At 71.2% G+C, this 15,355-nt stretch carries 15 protein-coding genes and 4 pseudogenes; 1 reads left to right on the top strand and 18 read right to left on the bottom strand.

All coding sequences use genetic code 11. From position 1 onward, the window contains the following. Nucleotides 1-305: 305 nt before the first annotated feature. The 6 genes and pseudogenes from ACXNSR_RS00400 to hemC form a co-directional block, all read right to left on the bottom strand. Nucleotides 306-1,004 (bottom strand): protein kinase family protein, encoded by a 699-nt coding sequence (locus tag ACXNSR_RS00400; RefSeq protein WP_458640105.1) that lies wholly within the window; start codon nucleotides 1,002-1,004, stop codon nucleotides 306-308. Nucleotides 1,005-1,053: 49 nt separating this feature from the next. Beyond that, nucleotides 1,054-1,347, bottom strand: coding sequence for a hypothetical protein (locus ACXNSR_RS00395; protein WP_458640104.1), 294 nt, complete (start codon nucleotides 1,345-1,347; stop codon nucleotides 1,054-1,056). A 229-nt stretch (nucleotides 1,348-1,576) separates the two neighbouring features. Further along, a pseudogene (locus ACXNSR_RS00390) lies at nucleotides 1,577-1,830 on the bottom strand (PIG-L family deacetylase); the annotation flags it as partial. Between the two features lie 295 nt (nucleotides 1,831-2,125). Continuing rightward, nucleotides 2,126-2,485: an AAA family ATPase gene (locus ACXNSR_RS00385; RefSeq protein WP_458640103.1), complete on the bottom strand. Its 360-nt coding sequence runs from the start codon at nucleotides 2,483-2,485 to the stop codon at nucleotides 2,126-2,128. Between the two features lie 67 nt (nucleotides 2,486-2,552). Further along, complete coding sequence (locus ACXNSR_RS00380) at nucleotides 2,553-3,395, bottom strand: hypothetical protein (protein ID WP_458640102.1); 843 nt, start codon at nucleotides 3,393-3,395, stop codon at nucleotides 2,553-2,555. Between the two features lie 77 nt (nucleotides 3,396-3,472). Beyond that, nucleotides 3,473-4,429 (bottom strand): hydroxymethylbilane synthase, encoded by a 957-nt coding sequence (hemC, locus tag ACXNSR_RS00375; RefSeq protein WP_458640101.1) that lies wholly within the window; start codon nucleotides 4,427-4,429, stop codon nucleotides 3,473-3,475. Between hemC and ACXNSR_RS00370 the strand changes: the two genes are divergently transcribed. After that, on the top strand, nucleotides 4,416-4,685 hold the full coding sequence (locus ACXNSR_RS00370; protein ID WP_458640100.1) for a hypothetical protein: 270 nt from the start codon (nucleotides 4,416-4,418) through the stop codon (nucleotides 4,683-4,685). The two genes, hemC and ACXNSR_RS00370, sit on opposite strands and share 14 nt — an antisense overlap. On the opposite strand, the gene ACXNSR_RS00365 is transcribed toward ACXNSR_RS00370, so the two are convergent. From ACXNSR_RS00365 to ACXNSR_RS00310, 12 genes and pseudogenes are all read right to left on the bottom strand, one after another. After that, the gene (locus ACXNSR_RS00365) at nucleotides 4,682-4,996 is read right to left on the bottom strand and encodes an AAA family ATPase (RefSeq protein ID WP_458640099.1); all 315 of its coding nucleotides are present in this window, start codon (nucleotides 4,994-4,996) and stop codon (nucleotides 4,682-4,684) included. The genes ACXNSR_RS00370 and ACXNSR_RS00365 overlap by 4 nt on opposite strands. Further along, complete coding sequence (fxlM, locus tag ACXNSR_RS00360) at nucleotides 4,993-6,264, bottom strand: methyltransferase, FxLD system (protein WP_458643514.1); 1,272 nt, start codon at nucleotides 6,262-6,264, stop codon at nucleotides 4,993-4,995. The genes ACXNSR_RS00365 and fxlM overlap by 4 nt, the downstream gene beginning before the upstream one ends. Before the next feature lie 195 nt (nucleotides 6,265-6,459). Next, nucleotides 6,460-6,600: pseudogene (locus ACXNSR_RS00355) on the bottom strand (methyltransferase); the annotation flags it as partial. Between the two features lie 338 nt (nucleotides 6,601-6,938). Continuing rightward, nucleotides 6,939-7,181 (bottom strand): annotated as a pseudogene (locus ACXNSR_RS00350) (class I SAM-dependent methyltransferase); the annotation flags it as partial. Between the two features lie 327 nt (nucleotides 7,182-7,508). Beyond that, complete coding sequence (locus tag ACXNSR_RS00345; protein WP_458640098.1) at nucleotides 7,509-8,546, bottom strand: GNAT family N-acetyltransferase; 1,038 nt, start codon at nucleotides 8,544-8,546, stop codon at nucleotides 7,509-7,511. A gap of 205 nt (nucleotides 8,547-8,751) precedes the next feature. Continuing rightward, nucleotides 8,752-9,558 carry a class I SAM-dependent methyltransferase gene (locus ACXNSR_RS00340; protein WP_458640097.1) on the bottom strand — a complete coding sequence of 269 codons (807 nt, stop codon included), beginning with the start codon at nucleotides 9,556-9,558 and terminating at the stop codon, nucleotides 8,752-8,754. Between the two features lie 77 nt (nucleotides 9,559-9,635). Further along, nucleotides 9,636-10,040, bottom strand: a complete 405-nt coding sequence (locus ACXNSR_RS00335; RefSeq protein WP_458640096.1) for a GFA family protein — start codon at nucleotides 10,038-10,040, stop codon at nucleotides 9,636-9,638. A 47-nt stretch (nucleotides 10,041-10,087) separates the two neighbouring features. Beyond that, entirely contained in the window at nucleotides 10,088-10,540 is a 453-nt protein-coding gene (locus ACXNSR_RS00330) for an HIT family protein (protein ID WP_458640095.1), read from the bottom strand. A gap of 74 nt (nucleotides 10,541-10,614) precedes the next feature. After that, the gene (locus ACXNSR_RS00325; protein WP_458640094.1) at nucleotides 10,615-11,850 is read right to left on the bottom strand and encodes a protein-L-isoaspartate O-methyltransferase family protein; all 1,236 of its coding nucleotides are present in this window, start codon (nucleotides 11,848-11,850) and stop codon (nucleotides 10,615-10,617) included. Beyond that, complete coding sequence (locus ACXNSR_RS00320; protein WP_458643513.1) at nucleotides 11,847-13,205, bottom strand: MFS transporter; 1,359 nt, start codon at nucleotides 13,203-13,205, stop codon at nucleotides 11,847-11,849. Before ACXNSR_RS00320 ends, ACXNSR_RS00325 begins: the two co-directional genes overlap by 4 nt. 180 nt (nucleotides 13,206-13,385) lie before the next feature. Next, nucleotides 13,386-14,669 carry an NUDIX domain-containing protein gene (locus tag ACXNSR_RS00315; protein WP_458640093.1) on the bottom strand — a complete coding sequence of 428 codons (1,284 nt, stop codon included), beginning with the start codon at nucleotides 14,667-14,669 and terminating at the stop codon, nucleotides 13,386-13,388. A gap of 511 nt (nucleotides 14,670-15,180) precedes the next feature. Then, nucleotides 15,181-15,315 (bottom strand): annotated as a pseudogene (locus tag ACXNSR_RS00310) (hypothetical protein); the annotation flags it as partial. Between the last annotated feature and the right edge of the window lie 40 nt (nucleotides 15,316-15,355).

Genomic DNA, 15,355 nt, shown 5'->3' with positions numbered 1-15,355 from the left:
CCGCTCGGCGTCGGCGGGCAGCCGCGTGTGCAGCCCCGTGGTGGGTCGGCCCGCCCGGATCTGCCCTTTGGAAACCGTGCCCGTCGCGGTCGTCAGCGGCCAAGTACCAGCGCAGCAGTACGGGCCGTCACCCGGTGAGGCGACGGCCCGTACGGTTCCGTCACGCAGGATCCCGGTATGGTGCGCGCCCTGCGAGTGGTGGGTGTTGCTGGCCGTCCACGACTCGCGGACCGGGTCCCCGGTCTGGAGCTGACCGATCGCGCAGCTCTGCGGGGCGTGGCGACTCTGCGTAGGCGCGGGCGCGGCTACAGGTGGGCCAGGTGCTCGCGTACGGGGTCGGCGAGCTCGGCGTAGAAGTCGACGCGGTCCTGGGCCTGGAGGACCTGGGTGCAGACGGTCAGCAGTCCGGTGCGTGCCTCGGGCCGGTCCAGGACGGGGGCGAGCTCGGTCCGGATGCGGGCGGCCGTTTCGGGGGTGAGCAGTGCGTACAGGTACAGGGTGGCCGCGTCGCATCCGTACGGGGCGCGGCCCCATCCTTCCCAGTCCAGGATGTGCGGGCCGCGGGTGATGTTGCCGTAGTGGAGGTCGCCGTGGGCGGTGGTCCATGTGACGTCGTCGACCTGGTGGTCGGTGAACTGGGGGATGACGCGGCACAGGTACTCCTCCCGTACGGCCTCGCGGTCCGCCGGCGGCGGGACGTCGGCGAGGGCGTCCAGGGCGGCCGTCATCTCCTTCCACCACGTCTCGGGCAGTCCGGGGTCCTCGTCGAGGACTGGACGCGGGGAGACCATCGGGTCGGGGACGAAGGCGTACAGCTCGGCCTGGTAGGCGTACGCCCCGGTGGTCCAGTCCCGGATGCGGAGCAGCTCGGGGCGTGGCACCGAGGCGGGGAGGGTGCGGGAGGCGGACGGGCCGTCCCGGAGGGTGCCGCCCTCGGTGCCGGCCTCGGCGCAGACCACGCGGAGCCAGCGCGGGCCGGCGGGCGGTTCGGTGCCCCGGGACATGTGTGCCCTGATGAACGCCAATGCTGCGAACTCGTCAGCGGGGAGATCGTCAGGGCGGGCGGGGATGGGTCGATGGCACGAGTGCGTCCTCGGTGCTTCCGTGGAGGATCCATGGGTCGCCGGGGTGCTGCGGCGGCTGGCTGACGATGCGGACCAGCGGAACTCCGTCGGCGGCTTCCTCTACCAGGAACGCGCCGACGGAGTGCAGTCGGCGCAGGCTCTCGCGGATGTCATGGCCGCTGGAGTCGGCACCCATCAGGGCGGCGATCTCCTCCATGGGGATGAGAGCAGCGTGCTCGTCGTCGCCTTTGCTGATCGGGATGGCGCCATGGTCGAGAGCCATATCGAGTCGCACCGTTTGCATGGGAATCATCCCGCGGTAGGGAGGCCTCAAGCGCGCGCAAAGCGGTTCATCAGGTCGACCGCGTCCTCGTCGAGGCGCGAGTCGGCAGCGGCTGCGTCGGCCGTGAAGTCGGAGCCGATGCTGAGCCACTCGTCGTAGCCGGGGGGTTGCAGCTGTTGCAGCGTGTACGTCTGGATCCGCTCGCGTCGCGGCTTGCCAGGCTTCCTTCTGACTGGGGAACCCGGGCGTCGGCGTACCCGAGCATCCGGGGTTGCCCGGCCCCCAGGATCGCGAGCGCGTCGGCGGGCTCGGGAGCCCGGGGGCTGTCGGGGGCCAGGTGGCGGTGACCACCGCGGTAGCCGCGCGCGCGGCCGCGTACTGGGCGAGGACACCGCCGTCGAGCAGGACTTCATCGTCGGGGTGTGCCAGAACTGCCAGAGGGGCGGCAAGGGGGACGGGGGCATGGAGGGACCTTTCTCGGATTTGCGCGGGGACTGGGAGCCATCCGGCTCAACCGGTCATCGGGGCGAAGGGCCGGGTGTCGGTGGCCAGCGCGGGTGGGGTGACTGGGATTTGAAGGCCGGATGGTCAGCGGAGTTGCACATGTGCGGTGATCTCGGACAGGGCGGGGTGGTATCCGCGGGATGTGTCCACGAGCAGGGTGGGCGCGTCGAGGGAGATTCCGGTGAAGGTCTTTGGGTCGTAGGCGCCTGTGGAGATGGCGGTGAGGAGCTGCTCGTCGGCGTGCGCCGTACGGTGCGGGTCGCGGGTGGCGCGTTCAATGATCCGTTCGGTGATGGTCTGCGCGGGGGCGTGGGCAGCGGATGATTCGCAGGTCGGCGATCTTGGTCAGGGGTTCCAGACCGGGCCGCCAGAGACGGTCCTGGTAGGCAGCTTCGGCGATCACGGTGACCTGCGCCCGGAGCAGGACGCCCAGCGTGGCGAAGAAAGCCTCCATGGTCGGGGCGTTGAGGTGGTCGGTATCGGTCTGTGGGGTGTCGAGGTTCGAGGCCATTCCCTGCTTGATCTCGTCGCGCAGGATGGCGGGGCAGCCCAGCTCGGCGGCGAGCGCGCGAGCGAGGGTGGACTTCCCGGAGCCAGGGGGGCCTGTGACGGTGACGAGGAGGGGCCTTCGCATGGGATGAACTCCGCTGTAGGGGAATCTGGGGCTGCTGGTTGCCGCTGGCGCATCGGGTCGCGGGCAGCTATGGGACCAGGTGTCGGGTGAGGTGCTGCGCCCGCAGTTCGAGGTCGCCTTTCAGTTCGGGGTGGTGGCCGCGGTCGGCGACTTGCAACAGCTGGGCGAGCGCGACGAGTTCACCGATCCGGCCGTGGGGGGTGTCGAGGACGTGAGCGAACTCTTGTCGGACCCGTGCGGCCGTGCGTGGGGTGGCGAGGCTGTACGCGTGGAGCAGCCCCTCGTCGTAGCCGTGGGGAACCATGCCCCAGGACTCCCAGTCGAAGATCACCAGGTGGTCGGCGGACAGGTTTCCCCAGTGGAGGTCCGCATGTCCGGTTACCCATGCGGTGATCTGGACGGGGGGAATGCCGAGGAAGGTGGGGAAGTTCCGGTCGATCCAGGCCTGGCGGACGGCGACGCGGTCGGTGCAGACGGCCGTCAGGGCGGTCAGGGCCCCGCGCAGCTCGTTCCACCATACGTCCGGTGGGCCGGCTTCGTGTTCCAGGACGGGGCCGCCGCGCTGGAGGACCGGCCAGGGGACGAGTTCGGACACCTCGGCCCGGTAGCGGTGGGTGCCTGCGGTCCAGTCCATCACGTCCACGAGCCGCGGGCGGGGAATGGCCCGCGGCAAGGTGGCGTCGGCGGCTGCCGCGCCGTCCCACAGCCTGCTGACGGGTTTGTCCTGGGGCTGGGAGACCACGCGCAGCCACCGGCTGCCGGCGCGGCGGCTGAGGGTGCGTCCCTGCCACCCCCAGGACTCGGGTCCGTGGGCGGCGGGCAGCAGGAGCGCTCGCGCGGCGGCCTGGTGCGCCTGTCGCATCCGCTGCTGTTCGGCTGGCGTGCGGGGCGGGGCGAAGAGTTGATTCATCACCTTCTCCATCAGGAAAGTAGGGGAGCAAGCGGCAGGGGAGCCCGGAGGAGGCGCCCCGCCTGCTCGTACGCGGCCTATTCGGGGGTGACAGCAAGGAGGCGGGCTGCGCCCGCGTCCAGGAGCGTGCGGGCCGTGTCGAGGCCGATCTCGGCTGCCTGTTCGGCGCGGCCGGAGGCGTCGGCGTACAGGGCGGGGCCGCCCGTGGGGTTGAGGACGGCTGCGTGGACGGTGACGCGGCCGGTTTCGTCGAGGGTGGCGTGCGCGGAGGCTGCGGTGAGGCAGCCGCCTTGCAGCCCGGCGAGGGCGGCCCGCTCGGCGTCGAGGAGGATCCGGGTGGCGGGGTGGGTGAGCGATGCGAGGAGTTCGCCGGTGGCGGTGTCTTCGGCGCGATGCTCGACGACGATGATTCCGGCGCCTGCGGCGGGCAGCCATACGGTGGGGTCCAGGACCTCGCAGGCCCGGTCGGCGAGGCCGAGGCGCCGCAGGCCCGCGAGCGCCGCGATCATCACGTCGGCCCCGAGCTCTGCGGCGTCCAGGCGGGCGAGGCGGGAGTCGGCGTTTCCGCGGATCGGCACCGGCGTCAGCTTCGGGTACAGGGCACGCAGGAGTGCCGTACGGCGGGGTGCGCTGGTGCCGACCCGGGTGCCGGGCGGCAGGTCGGCGAGGGCGGTGGGCGGATGGTCGGCCGGCATGACGAGGACGTCGCGGGGGTCCTCCCGGGGCAGGACGGCGCCGACGGTGATGCCCGGTGCCCGGTCATGCGCGCTGGGCAGGTCCTTGGCGCAGGCGATGGTAGCTGAGACGCGGCCGTCGAGAAGGTGTTCGTCGGCGCGGCGGGTGAAGGCCCCCTTCCCGCCGATCTGGGACAGGGGCCCGCGGTGGGCATCGCCCTCGCTGGTGATCGTGTGGATGTCGAGGGTGACGTTCGGGTGCAGGGTGCGGAAGGTGGCTGCGAAGCGGGTGGTCTGCTCCATGGCCATGGGGCTGGGGCGGGTGCCCAGGCGGACGGTCGGAGCGGTGAGCGTGGTCACGGCGGTGGATCTCCGGTCAGGTGGTGGCGTGGAAAAGGTGGGCGAGGGTGGCTTGGAGGGTCTGCCCGGGGGTGAGGGTGCTGGTATCGATGACGTGCGCGCCGACATGCAGCCAGGCAGTGGCGGCGCGCTGGTAGTCGGGGGTGTGCCGACGGCGGTGGGCGCGGACGGCTTCGCTGCGCTCCTCGTCCTCGGGGTACTCGACGCTTTTGTCGACCCGGGCCGTGAGCGGGGCTTGGCCGGCGTGGAGTACTAGGTGGTGGAAGCCGGTGCCGAGCTGGGACAGCGGTGCATGGAGCTCGCGGGCGTACTTCTCGTTGAGGTGGTCATCGGGATGATGACCGGGCCTGCGGTGAGCTGGTGGAGTTCGGCGACGAGGCGGACGGTCAGGTGCCTCCAGGCCGGGTAGTCCTGGTGGTCGCGTTGCTGTCGGTGGTAGCCAGCCATGCTCTGGCGCAGGAGGGTACCGATGTCCTCGGGGATCACCGATCCGGGTAGCGCCGTGTTCAGGCCCGCGGCGAGGGTCGACTTCCCGGCTCCGAACAGGCCGTTGATCCAGACGATCACCGCCGCCGCCCCTGAAGCACGGAGGTGGTCACCGGTCGGCGGAGGGCGTCGTTTCCGGGCCAGGCGAGGACCAGCCTCGCGGAGGGCTTGTCGAGTACGGCGCCGTCCGGTAGGAGTTCGTCCGGGGTGCCGGCGGGGTGAACGGTCATCGTCGGGTAGCCGCTCTCGCGCACCTGGGTGTCCCACGTGCGTACGCAGTGGGCGAACCGCTCTGCGAGTTCGTCGGCGGCCGGCCCGTGGGCGTGGATGACGAACTCGCTGCGGCGGTCGGCGGCCGTGGGGGCGTCCTTGACGGTGCGGTAGGTCAGGTAGGCCAGAGACGTGTCCGCCACGATCGCGGCCGCATCCTGCTGCGTGACCAGGGCGGATCCCTTGCGTGCTGACAGACGGCAGAATCCGGCCAGCACGGTCGTGGCGTAGATCTGCAGGGTCTCGAAGCTGAAGTTCCCGGCGACGACGACGCCGGTGGGCCGCTCATGCCGGGGGCCACGCAGCGCCTCGTCGAGGCCGTCCGCGTCGCCGGGTTCGCCGTCCTCCCACCGGACGGTCACCTCGCCATCGGCCAGAGCGACGCGCGGGGTGGTGCGGCCGGCGGCCCCTCGGTCCCGGACGAATCCACAGTGCGTCCAGTGCTCGCAGTGCAGGACGTCACCACGACGTTCCAGGGTCAGGGAGCGGGTGTAGCCTCCGATTTCCAGCGGCACCACGAGCCGCGCTCCTTGGGCGAGTTGCTCCCGCCATGCAGGGGCGATGTCGGAGGCATTGTGGGTGATCATGATGCCGTCGAATCCGCCAGCGGGAACGTGGTCCGGTGCGCCGAGGCCGCCGTCGCCCAGGAGGGCGGTGACGCGGCCGCTGCCTGCCTCGGCTCCCAGGCGCCGGGTGCGGTGGACCACGTACGGGTCCACGTCCACCGTGACCACGCGCCCGCGGGGGCCCGCGACGTGGGCGATGAGTTCGGCGTTGTAGCCGCCCGATCCGACTTCAAGCACCGTCGTCCAGCTCTCGGCCGGCGCCGTCGGCGGCTGCTGGAGACGGAGCTGTTCGATCATGTCGGCCTGCAGCCACGCCGCGGAGACCGAGCTGACCGCCGTCCGGGACTCCTCGCGGACCGTGACCACGGCCAGGTCGGCGTGGTAGGCGGTGGCCAGGGGAACTTCAGGCAGGAACCGGTGGCGGGGGACCTCCCGCAGCGCGGCCTGTACCCGCGGGGAGGGGGCCCAGCCCTGCGCGATCACGGTGTCCGCCATCAGCTCGCGCAGCCGCACCGCCTCGGCCGGCTCACCGGCAACCGGCCCGGCGAGGTCGGCCCCTGGGTAGGAGTGGACCGCGGGCAGGTCGGGCAGGACACCCGGCCATACCGCGCCCAGGGCGGCAGCGGTCGGAGCGAAGATCGGTCCGAGGCTGGCCAGCTGGTGCAGGTCATGGAATTCCCAGCGGACGAAGCGGTCGGGTTCAGGGAGGCCGAGTTCACCGCCCCAGGAGGTGACGCGGACAACGGCGGTGACGCGGCGTACGTCCGCGCGGTCGTCGTGGAGGATGGTGAGGAGGTGGGCGTCCTCCACCCGTGCCGTGAGCCCGCTCTCCTCCTGCAGCTCGCGCACGGCCGCGGCGGGTGCGGACTCACCGCTGTCGATCCGGCCCCGGGCAGTTCCCACATACCGCGTGTGGAGCGGCCCAGCAGCACCCGCCCGGAGGCGTCGGTGACCACCGCCGCCGCCCCGAACACGGCTTGCGGCTCCGGGCGGCCCTTCTCCTGCGAGCGGAACACTCCCGGCCCGCGCAGGACCACCAGTGCCAGACCCTCCGTGTCGCAACGCGTCACCTCCTCGAACCCGGCGGTGAGCGCGTCGAGCTCGGCGTCATCCAGGGCGACGTTGCGCCGCTCGGCAGCGGTGTGCTCGGCGTGCGGGGTGATCACGATGACCTTCCCGCCCTCGCGCAGGCGCGCGGACAGCAGCCGAAGGACCCGGGCACGGTCCCGGACGAAGGCGATCGACAGGCGCAGCACGACCAGGTCGTAGCCGTCCTCGGCCAGGTCGGCGAGGTCGTCGCCCTCGACGTCAAGGCACAGCCAGCGCACCCGCTTCGCGTCGGGGTGCTCCGAGCGGGCCCGTTCCAGCGCGCCCTCGGCGTAGTCCACCGCGTCGACGGTGTACCCGAGGCCGGCGAGGTGGACGGCCATCTCGCCGGTGCCACAGCCGACGTCGAGCGCGCGCCCGCCGTCGGGCGCCGGGGCGTGCTCGGCAAGCAGGACCTTCTCCTCCTCCCCGAGTCGCCGGAAGTTCTGTCCGCCGGTGTAGTGCTCGGACCAGTCGGTCCGGGTGAATCCCACAGATCGCTCCTCGTTCGTGAAAGGCGGGTGGCCGGTGTCAGGGCAGTTCGAGGGGGCTGCACAGCGCGGCGGCCGTCGACCCTCGGACTGCGCACGCGAACATCGACGAGGGACTTGCCGCACCCGTGGACGGGGACAGCGGCGACCCTCCGGTCGGACATCGAGACGATGTGGCGCTCATGCGTCCCCCCAGGTGTCGACGTACGCGGCCACCCCGGTGCGGCGAGCCTCCGCCACGGCATGGAGCCGCGTGAAATCACGGGCCGGCATCAGCGCCCGCCACTGTTCAAGCGGCAGGATCCGAATCTCGTCGTGCTCACGCGGATTGAGAGTGAAGCCCCGGATCTGAGCCTCGGTCAGGCGCCCCCCGTCGAACACGAGCTGGAGGGTGCTATACGGGCGCTGCGCCCGGGGCTGCCCGTACACCGTGGCCAGCAGCCGGGGCGGACCCACGGCGGTCATCCCGGTCTCTTCGCGGCACTCCCGCAGCACGGCATCCCAGGGCCGCTCTCCGAAATCCACAGCGCCGCCGATCATGTGCCAGGGGTGGCTGGGCGAGTAGACGGAGTGCAGTTGCAGCGGCTGGTCGTCCTCGTCGGTGACGTAGAGGCACACATAAGCGGTCGCCCGCGGCAGCGAGTCGGCGTACTGCAGCGGCGGCACCCATGTCGAGTCAGGCTGTGCTTCGGCCGCTGCGGTGGATGGGCTGAGGCGGGTCATCCGCATGAGCGCGGGACTGCCGGCGAAGCCGAATTCCCGGTACAGGGGTGCGGCCTGCGAGCTGGTGTGCAGCTCGAACAGGGTGACATTCTCGAAGTCGGCGAGGTGGTCGAGAAGGACGCCGACCACAGCGCGGGCGTAGCCGCGGCGCCGGTGGCCGGGGTGGGTGGCGACCAGATGGACGCGGGCGGCCAGGCCCCGGGGGTAGGACGGCGCCGGGAGCACCGGTGCGATCAGACCGAGGGCGCAGGCGGCCATCGTGCCGTCCGGCGCATCGATGACGAACGCGCGCGCATCTCCTGCGGGCGTCAGCCGGTGGGCCAGCTCGTCCGCGGTCCGCCGGACCCACTCCTCGGTCAGCGGCCGGGACAGGACGTGCTCGGAACGCATCCGGGAAATCGCTTCGGCGTCGGCCGGCGTGGCTGCGCGGACCGTCGGCCGTACGGCGGCGTCGGGTGGTTCGGGCGTACGGGGCGGTGTGGTGTCGGGGTTCACCGGGCTTCTCCTGTCGATGAGGGGAACTCGTCGTGCTCGCCGTGCAGCCGGGCCGGTGTTCACAGGCCGCGTTCGACCAGTTCGGGATCACCGTGAGTGCGTAGGCGATCCCGCTCACGGAATCGCGAGCCATGTCGATGACCAGCCGGGCTTTCCCGGACCACCGGCCAGGGTTCGACCGGTACGGTGTGCCGCGTCCCGCCGCTCACTGTCCGGCTCCGGGCCGGCGGGCGAGGAGCACGGTGAAGACGAACTCCTCGTGCAGCAGGCCGTCCTGGGCGTGCTCTTCGAGCAGGGCGCGGGCCTGGTCCTCGAAGCGTGCGTGATCGGGGAACAGGTCGGCCCGCGCGAAGCTGGTGGAGCGCAGGTAGCCGACCACGCTGGGCGGGGTCCAGGTCCGGGTGAGGGGGAAGCGATGCTCGGTGACCGCGCTGAACGGTGACTGGGCCAGGTCGTCCTCGTAGCGGCGGCCAGGCTCGCTGTAGGTGCCGGTGGTGCCTGCGCGGCGGTCCGGGCCGAGCTGGGAGCGGATGAGGTCCTTCAGCGCTGAGGTCCAGTCCGAGTCGTGGGTCCAGAGGCTGCCGTCGCCCATGACGGCAACCGCCGCCCTGGGCGTGGTGATCCGGTCGGCGACGGCCAGGACCGCGGGTCGGTCCATCCAGTGGAAGGACCGGCAGATCGTGATCAGATCGGCTTGGCCGCCCGGGGGGACCAGGGTGAACTCCTCCGCCGCCATCACGTGCGCGACGGCCGTGCGGGGCCCCAGGTCAGGGAGCAGGCTCTCCACGGCCGTAGCGAGCATGCCCCGGTCCGGATCGACGAGGTCGAGCCGGGAACCGGCCGGCAGGACGGGCAGCATGGCGCGGGCAACCTGCCCCGTTCCCGCACCGAAGTCCACCAGCGTGGGCGCCGCAATGCCCTCCAAGGCGCCGGCCAAGAGCTGGACCACTGGCTCGGGAACGCCCGGGCGGTAGCGGCTGTAGTCGCCAGCCAGAGAATCGAACAGTGCCAACGTGCTTCTCCGATCAGCAGGGCGTCGGCATACAGGGGGCGCGGCGGAGGTGGTGCCCGCCGCACCGGGGGCGGGTCTCAGCGGGTGCGGTTGTCGGGAACGGGTGTCAGCCAGGGCACAGCGTTCTCCCGGTAGCTCTGGTTGACGGGGACCAGGTCGGCCGGATTCCCCAGCGTCGGCAACGTGATCGCGATGCTGTCCGCCCCGTCGTCCAGCGCGCACAGCTGGCTTCCGCATGCCGGACAGAAGCCGCGGCGGGAGTCCGGCCACGTGTTGTGCCAGTTCGGCTCACCCCCGGCACCGGTCCACTTCAACGTGTCCAGGGGAAAAGAGACCCACGCCATCACCGGGCCACCGGACAGAGACTGACAATCCGTACAACTGCACAGATGGGGGTAGTCGGCTTCACCGCCGACCTCGAACCGGATGTTCCCGCACTGGCAGCGGCCCGTACGTGGCGTGGTGCTGGACGATGTGGTCATGGGGTATCTCCGTTACTGAGGGCTGAGCGGACCGGTGTTGGGTGCGGTCAGGTGGCGGGGCTGGCGAGGAGTAGGCGGAGGCGGGTGGCGTCGCGCTGGAGCTGCTGCTCGTCCTGGCGGCCTTCGTCGAGGGCCGCGAAGGGGAGGGGACCGCCCGGGACGGGGTCGGCTTCCGCCGTACGCCGAGCGAACACGTGGCTGTGCAGCTGCGGGATCTTGTTGCCCAAAGTGAGGTAGTTGATCTTCAACGGCTGGTAGAGGGCCTCGATGGCGTGCCCCAGGGTGAGGGCGTCGCGCCAGAACGCGGCTGCTTCCGGCTCCGGGAGCTGGGCGGGTTCGGCGACGTGGCCGCACCGGTGGATCAGGACGCAGTGCCCGCGGACCTGCCCGGACCGCCACAGGTAGGCGTTGGCGACCTCGCCGCGGCGCGGCAGGAGCCCCCGCCCGATGTCCTCGGTGTCGAAGTTGTTGCCGCACGTCGGGCCGCCGAGCTTGGCCATGTGTTCCTCGAACCGCTCCGGCCGAGACCCGGCGCTGCTCTGCGGCGGCCCGGAAGGTGCTGGCGACCTTGTCATCAGGCGCCCCTCAAGGGCCTGGCCGGGGTGGTTGCAGCGGGAAGGGTCCAGGTGAGGGTGTGGGGGCCGGAGCCAGCGGTGAGCTGCTGCTGGTCGGGACCGAATTGCAACGCGTAGGTGCCGGGGCTGCCAGCGGCCTGCCAGAGGATGGCCGTGTGTTGGATCTCCTCCCAGATGTCCCGGGGCCCTACCGATGTGACCTCCCAGCTGCCCCCACCGTCCGGGCGGGCGGCGACCCAGGAACCGCACGCGGGCGCACCGATGACCAGATGATCAGCGCCCCCGTCACGTACAAGTCCCGGGTTGAGGAAGTTGAAGGCCAGCCAGAAGCCGCTCGCACTGTCCGGGGGCGGGGCCTGGCGGCTGCGGGTTTTGGTGGCACCCTCGCGCGCGGCGATCCGGTCCCGGAAGGACTTCTTGAGGAAGATCCAGTCCAGGCCGTGGCCGGCCCGGTGCCCGTAGCGGACCGGCCGGAGTGTTCCGGTGGTCTGCCCGGCCGTGTCCCTGGAGATGACGGCCAGCGCCGGCCAGGACGGCGATCCGGTCGTCAGGTGCGCCAGCGCCATACCGCCCGGGGCCAGCTGCTCCAGCCACGGCACCGGAATCCGGGTGAGGGAGTAGGAGGCGAAGATACGGTCGAAGGGGGACTTCGCAGGCCAGCCGGCCTCGCCGTCGCCGGTGACCAGGGTGGGATGCAGGCTGAGGGCGGCGAGGTGGTGACGGGCGGCCTCGGTGAGGTGCGGGTCGCGGTCGATGGAGACCACGTTGCGGTCCCCGCAGACGCGGGCGATGACCGCGCACGTAACCGCGGCCCCGGTTCCGACGTCCAGGACGCGTAACCCAGGGCGCAGCCGGAGCTGTTCCATGACGACCGCGGTCATGAGCATCCCACTCGACATCGACGTCATCGATCCGCCCGTGCGCCGCATGCCGGCTGCCCGCCCCAGAACGGGTTCGCCGTTGTGCTGGATCAGGACGCTCTCCCCGCAGTGCAGTACCTCCACGAGCTCCGCCCGGTCCGCGGGCACCGACCAGTCCAGCAGCTGCCACTGCACCGGGAGCTCGTCGAGCTCGGTGCGCCGGACCCAGCCCTGCGGCATCAGCACCTGGCGTGGCAACTCCAGCAGGGCGTCGCGTACCGGGCCGGGGTGCAGGGCGCCTTCGGCTTCGAGGCGGGCCACCAACGCGACCCGGGCATCCGCGGCCCGGGGATCGTCGACGGTTTCGGTCCTCACGTTGTGCCTCCGTCCAGCGACTTGTTCCGGCAGGTGTCTTCGGCGGGCGCCCGGCCAGGACCGGGCACCATCTCCGCTCCAGCGGGCTCAAGGGGCGGATCGGGCATGTGCCGCAGGCCGCGCAGCGGCGAGGAGAGCAGCACCGCGAAAGGCACGACGAGCAGGACGGCTCCGCCGATCAGGGTGGGCCGCACTCCGCCCCAGGCCCCGAAGCCTCCGGCGAGGAGGGCTGCGATCGGCCGTGCGCCGGAGGTCAGCCAGGTACTTACGGCCTGCATTCGGGCCTGCATGATCGACACCGTGATGATCTGCCGGATCGAACGCTGCGTCGTGCCCGCGGCTCCCGCGCAGGCCAGCTGGAGGAACAGCACAGCGCCGATCGTGACCTGCCACTCCAGTCCCCGGGAAGCGAGCAGCAGCGGGATCTGGGTGAGCGGGGCGAGTCCGAGGGCGGTGAGCATCATCGGCCCCGGTCCGAAACGGCGCGCGAGGGCGGGGGCCGACAGCGCGCCGGCGGCCGCGCCCAGCGCTCCGACCGCCAGAACGGCGCCGAAGGCGCTCGGCGTCATCTCCAGGACCCTCAGCAGATACAGCGCCCACAGCGTGTTCAGCATCGCCAGGGCGAACGAGGTCGTGGCGTTGACCAGGGTCAGGGTGCGCAGGCGGTGATCGTGGTGGACGTAGCGCAGGCCCTCGGCGATCTCTGTCCGCAGCCGACGGCCTTCGGCCGGGGCGCGCGACGGCTCGCGGCTTTCGATGTGGGCGGTGCACCACACGCTGATGAGAAAGGAGAGGACATCGCCGAGCAGGGCCCGTGCCGGACCGAGCAGGGCGGTCAGCGCTGCGCCGAGACTGCTGCCGCCGGTCGCGGCGACCGCGAACAGCGCCCCGACGCGGGAGTTGCTCTTCTGGATCAGGGACCGCTCGACCAGGCTCGGAAGCAGGCTGATCGCCGCCGCGTCGTGCAGGACCCCCGCCGCACCCTGCACGACGGCGACCACCATGAGCTGGGGCAGGGTCAGCGTGTCCAGGGCGGCCGCCACCGGAATCGTCGCCAGCGCCGTGGCAGCGGCCAGGTCACCGAAGATCATCAGGCGGCGCTTGGGGTACCGGTCGCCGAGAGCGCCGGCATGCAACGCAAGCAGCGCCTGCGGCAACTGGCTGAGGAACGCCAGCAGGGCCACCTGGCCCGCGGTGGCGTGGAGTTCGAGGACGGCCAGGACCGGGATGGCCATCAAGGTGACCGAGCTGCCGGCCACGCTCGCCGTCTGCCCGGTCAGGTACCGGCGAAAGTCCCTGTGCCGCCACAGCGAGGCCGGGGAGCCCGGGGAGCCCGGGGAGCCCGGAGACGGCACTGCGGAATCAACAGGAGAAGACACGAAGTAGCTCCTCCTCGGCGCCCTCGCGCTGATCGGTCCCTACCGGCAGGCCCGTACGCCGGACCGCGCGGGCTGTCGGCCGCGGCAGGGAGAGCCGCGGCGTCTTGGCCGGGCCCCGGACCAGACGGGCGGATGCGCCGGGTGTCTTGGCCGCCCTCACCAGCCCATCTCCGTATACAGGCGCCCGGCCGTGACCCCCTCGACGGCAGCCCGGGTGTAGGCGACGATCCGCTCGGGAAGCTCGTCCGGATGCCACCACTGCCAGGCCAGGTACTTGTTCGGCTCGCGGACCTCCAAGGCGCCTGTCCACCGGCGGGCCCGGAACACAAGACCGATCCACGGCCTGGCACCGGGCGAGTCGACCAGATGGACCGTATGCGCGTACTCGACGTCCGCGGGGTCGATGACCAGGCCGGTCTCTTCGAGGGTCTCCCGGAGGAGGCACGCAATCGCCGACTCCTGCGCGCAGTGACCCGCAGGGAAGTGCCACGTGTTACCGGCGAAGGCGGAGTCGGGGTGGCGCAGCCCGAGCAGCACGCGGCCCTGCTCGTCCTCCAGGTAGAGGTGGACGCCCAGGACGATCGGCACGGCCGCATGGGACTGGTGCGCCGGGCACGGGCTGGTGGCTGCCTCGCGCGCGGCATGGCTGCGGATGAGCTCGCTCGTGGACGGGCTCAGCCGCAGCCGGGGTAGTTCGTCCGCGGTGAACCAGCGGAGCAGGACGCCTTCCCGGAGATCGAGGGTGTCAGGGTGGCCGCGCCACTGGCCGGCGAAGACCTGGATGGGGACGGCGAGTCCGTCGAGGCCGGTCGCGACCTCCACCGCGTACGGCTCCAGCTCCCCGATCTGCAGGCCAGGTACCTCTTCGGCGAGCTCGCGGCGGACGGTGTCCTCCAGGGACCGGTCACGGGGTTCGCAGCCGCCTCCCAGAAGCGCGAACGATCCCGGCTCCCAGATGTCCGGATAGTTGTCGCGCAACTGCAGCAGATATCGCCCGCTGCCGTCATGGAGCAGCGCGGAGGCGTTCATCGGCTCGGGGCGGCCGTCGAGCCCGGACGCCATGAGCTTGGTGCGCAGCGTCGGGGAGGTGACCTGGTCGAAGGCGAGCCATGCAGCACCCGAGACTTCGTCGTCCTGCAACAGGATCGGAGGAACACCGTCGGCGAGGTAGAAGGCGAATCGGACATCGTAGTGCTGATGTTCCGTTTCGCCCTTGGCCGGTCGGGCTGCGATGTCGTGGACGTCGATGTCAATCGGGCCGTCGCGGAGCTGGCGGGTCAGGCAGAGGTCACTGGGGGCGATTCCTACTTCCTCGTGGACTTCGCGTAGCGCTGCGGTGAGCAGCGTGCGGTCGTCTGCGTCGATGTGGCCGCCGGGCGGGAGGGCCAGGCCGCTGGCACGGTGGTGAATGTGCAGCACACGCTGGTTGCGGTCAATCACGACGGCGCTGCATGTGATGTGCCCGGGTAGCGTCGTACGGCTCGTTGGCTCGTCGGGTTGGTCAAGGGCCTTCAAGAGGGGCTGCAGGTGAGCGTGCTCAGTGGGATGCCGTGCCAGGTAGTTGTCCAGGAGGTCGCGGATCTCGGAGCGGGCGGGCGGCATTTCTGTACCTCTCGACGTTGGATCGGCGCCTGTGGAACCGGCCACTTCGGCCGCAGGAGATGTGACGGCAGACCTCTGCCACCGCAGGGCTGCTCGGTCGTACCCGCTCAGGTGAACTCCTCCTCGTCCGTGCTGCGTTGCGGTCAGGTGGCGCTGTCGGGATCAACGAGGACGGCGGCATGGTCGAACACATGTGTTTGAGACGAAGCGGATTCCGTACAGGGGAAAGGAAGGCTCCTCGTGCAGGGTGCATCCACCCTTGAGGCGCGCGGCTTCGGCTTCTGGGCGGGGTGGCCGAAACGCCGGTGTTGATACGCATGTGACGGAAGAGGTTTCGAGACCGGTTCGGCTACTCGGGTCGGGTGTGCTGCGTGATCAGTTCGGCCATGCCGTTGATCGTGGCGAACCGGGGGCCGAACAGGTCGGTGTCGCTGAGGGGGACGCCGAGGGTCTCCTCGATGTGCACGGTGAGGGCCACGACGGTGAGGGAGTCGAGGTAGCCGACAAGGGCGTGATCGGGACGG

The organism is Streptomyces sp. NC-S4, from assembly GCF_054353315.1.
The sequence above is the reverse complement of the archived record's forward strand: the minus strand, read 5'-3'. Positions and strand labels throughout refer to the sequence as shown.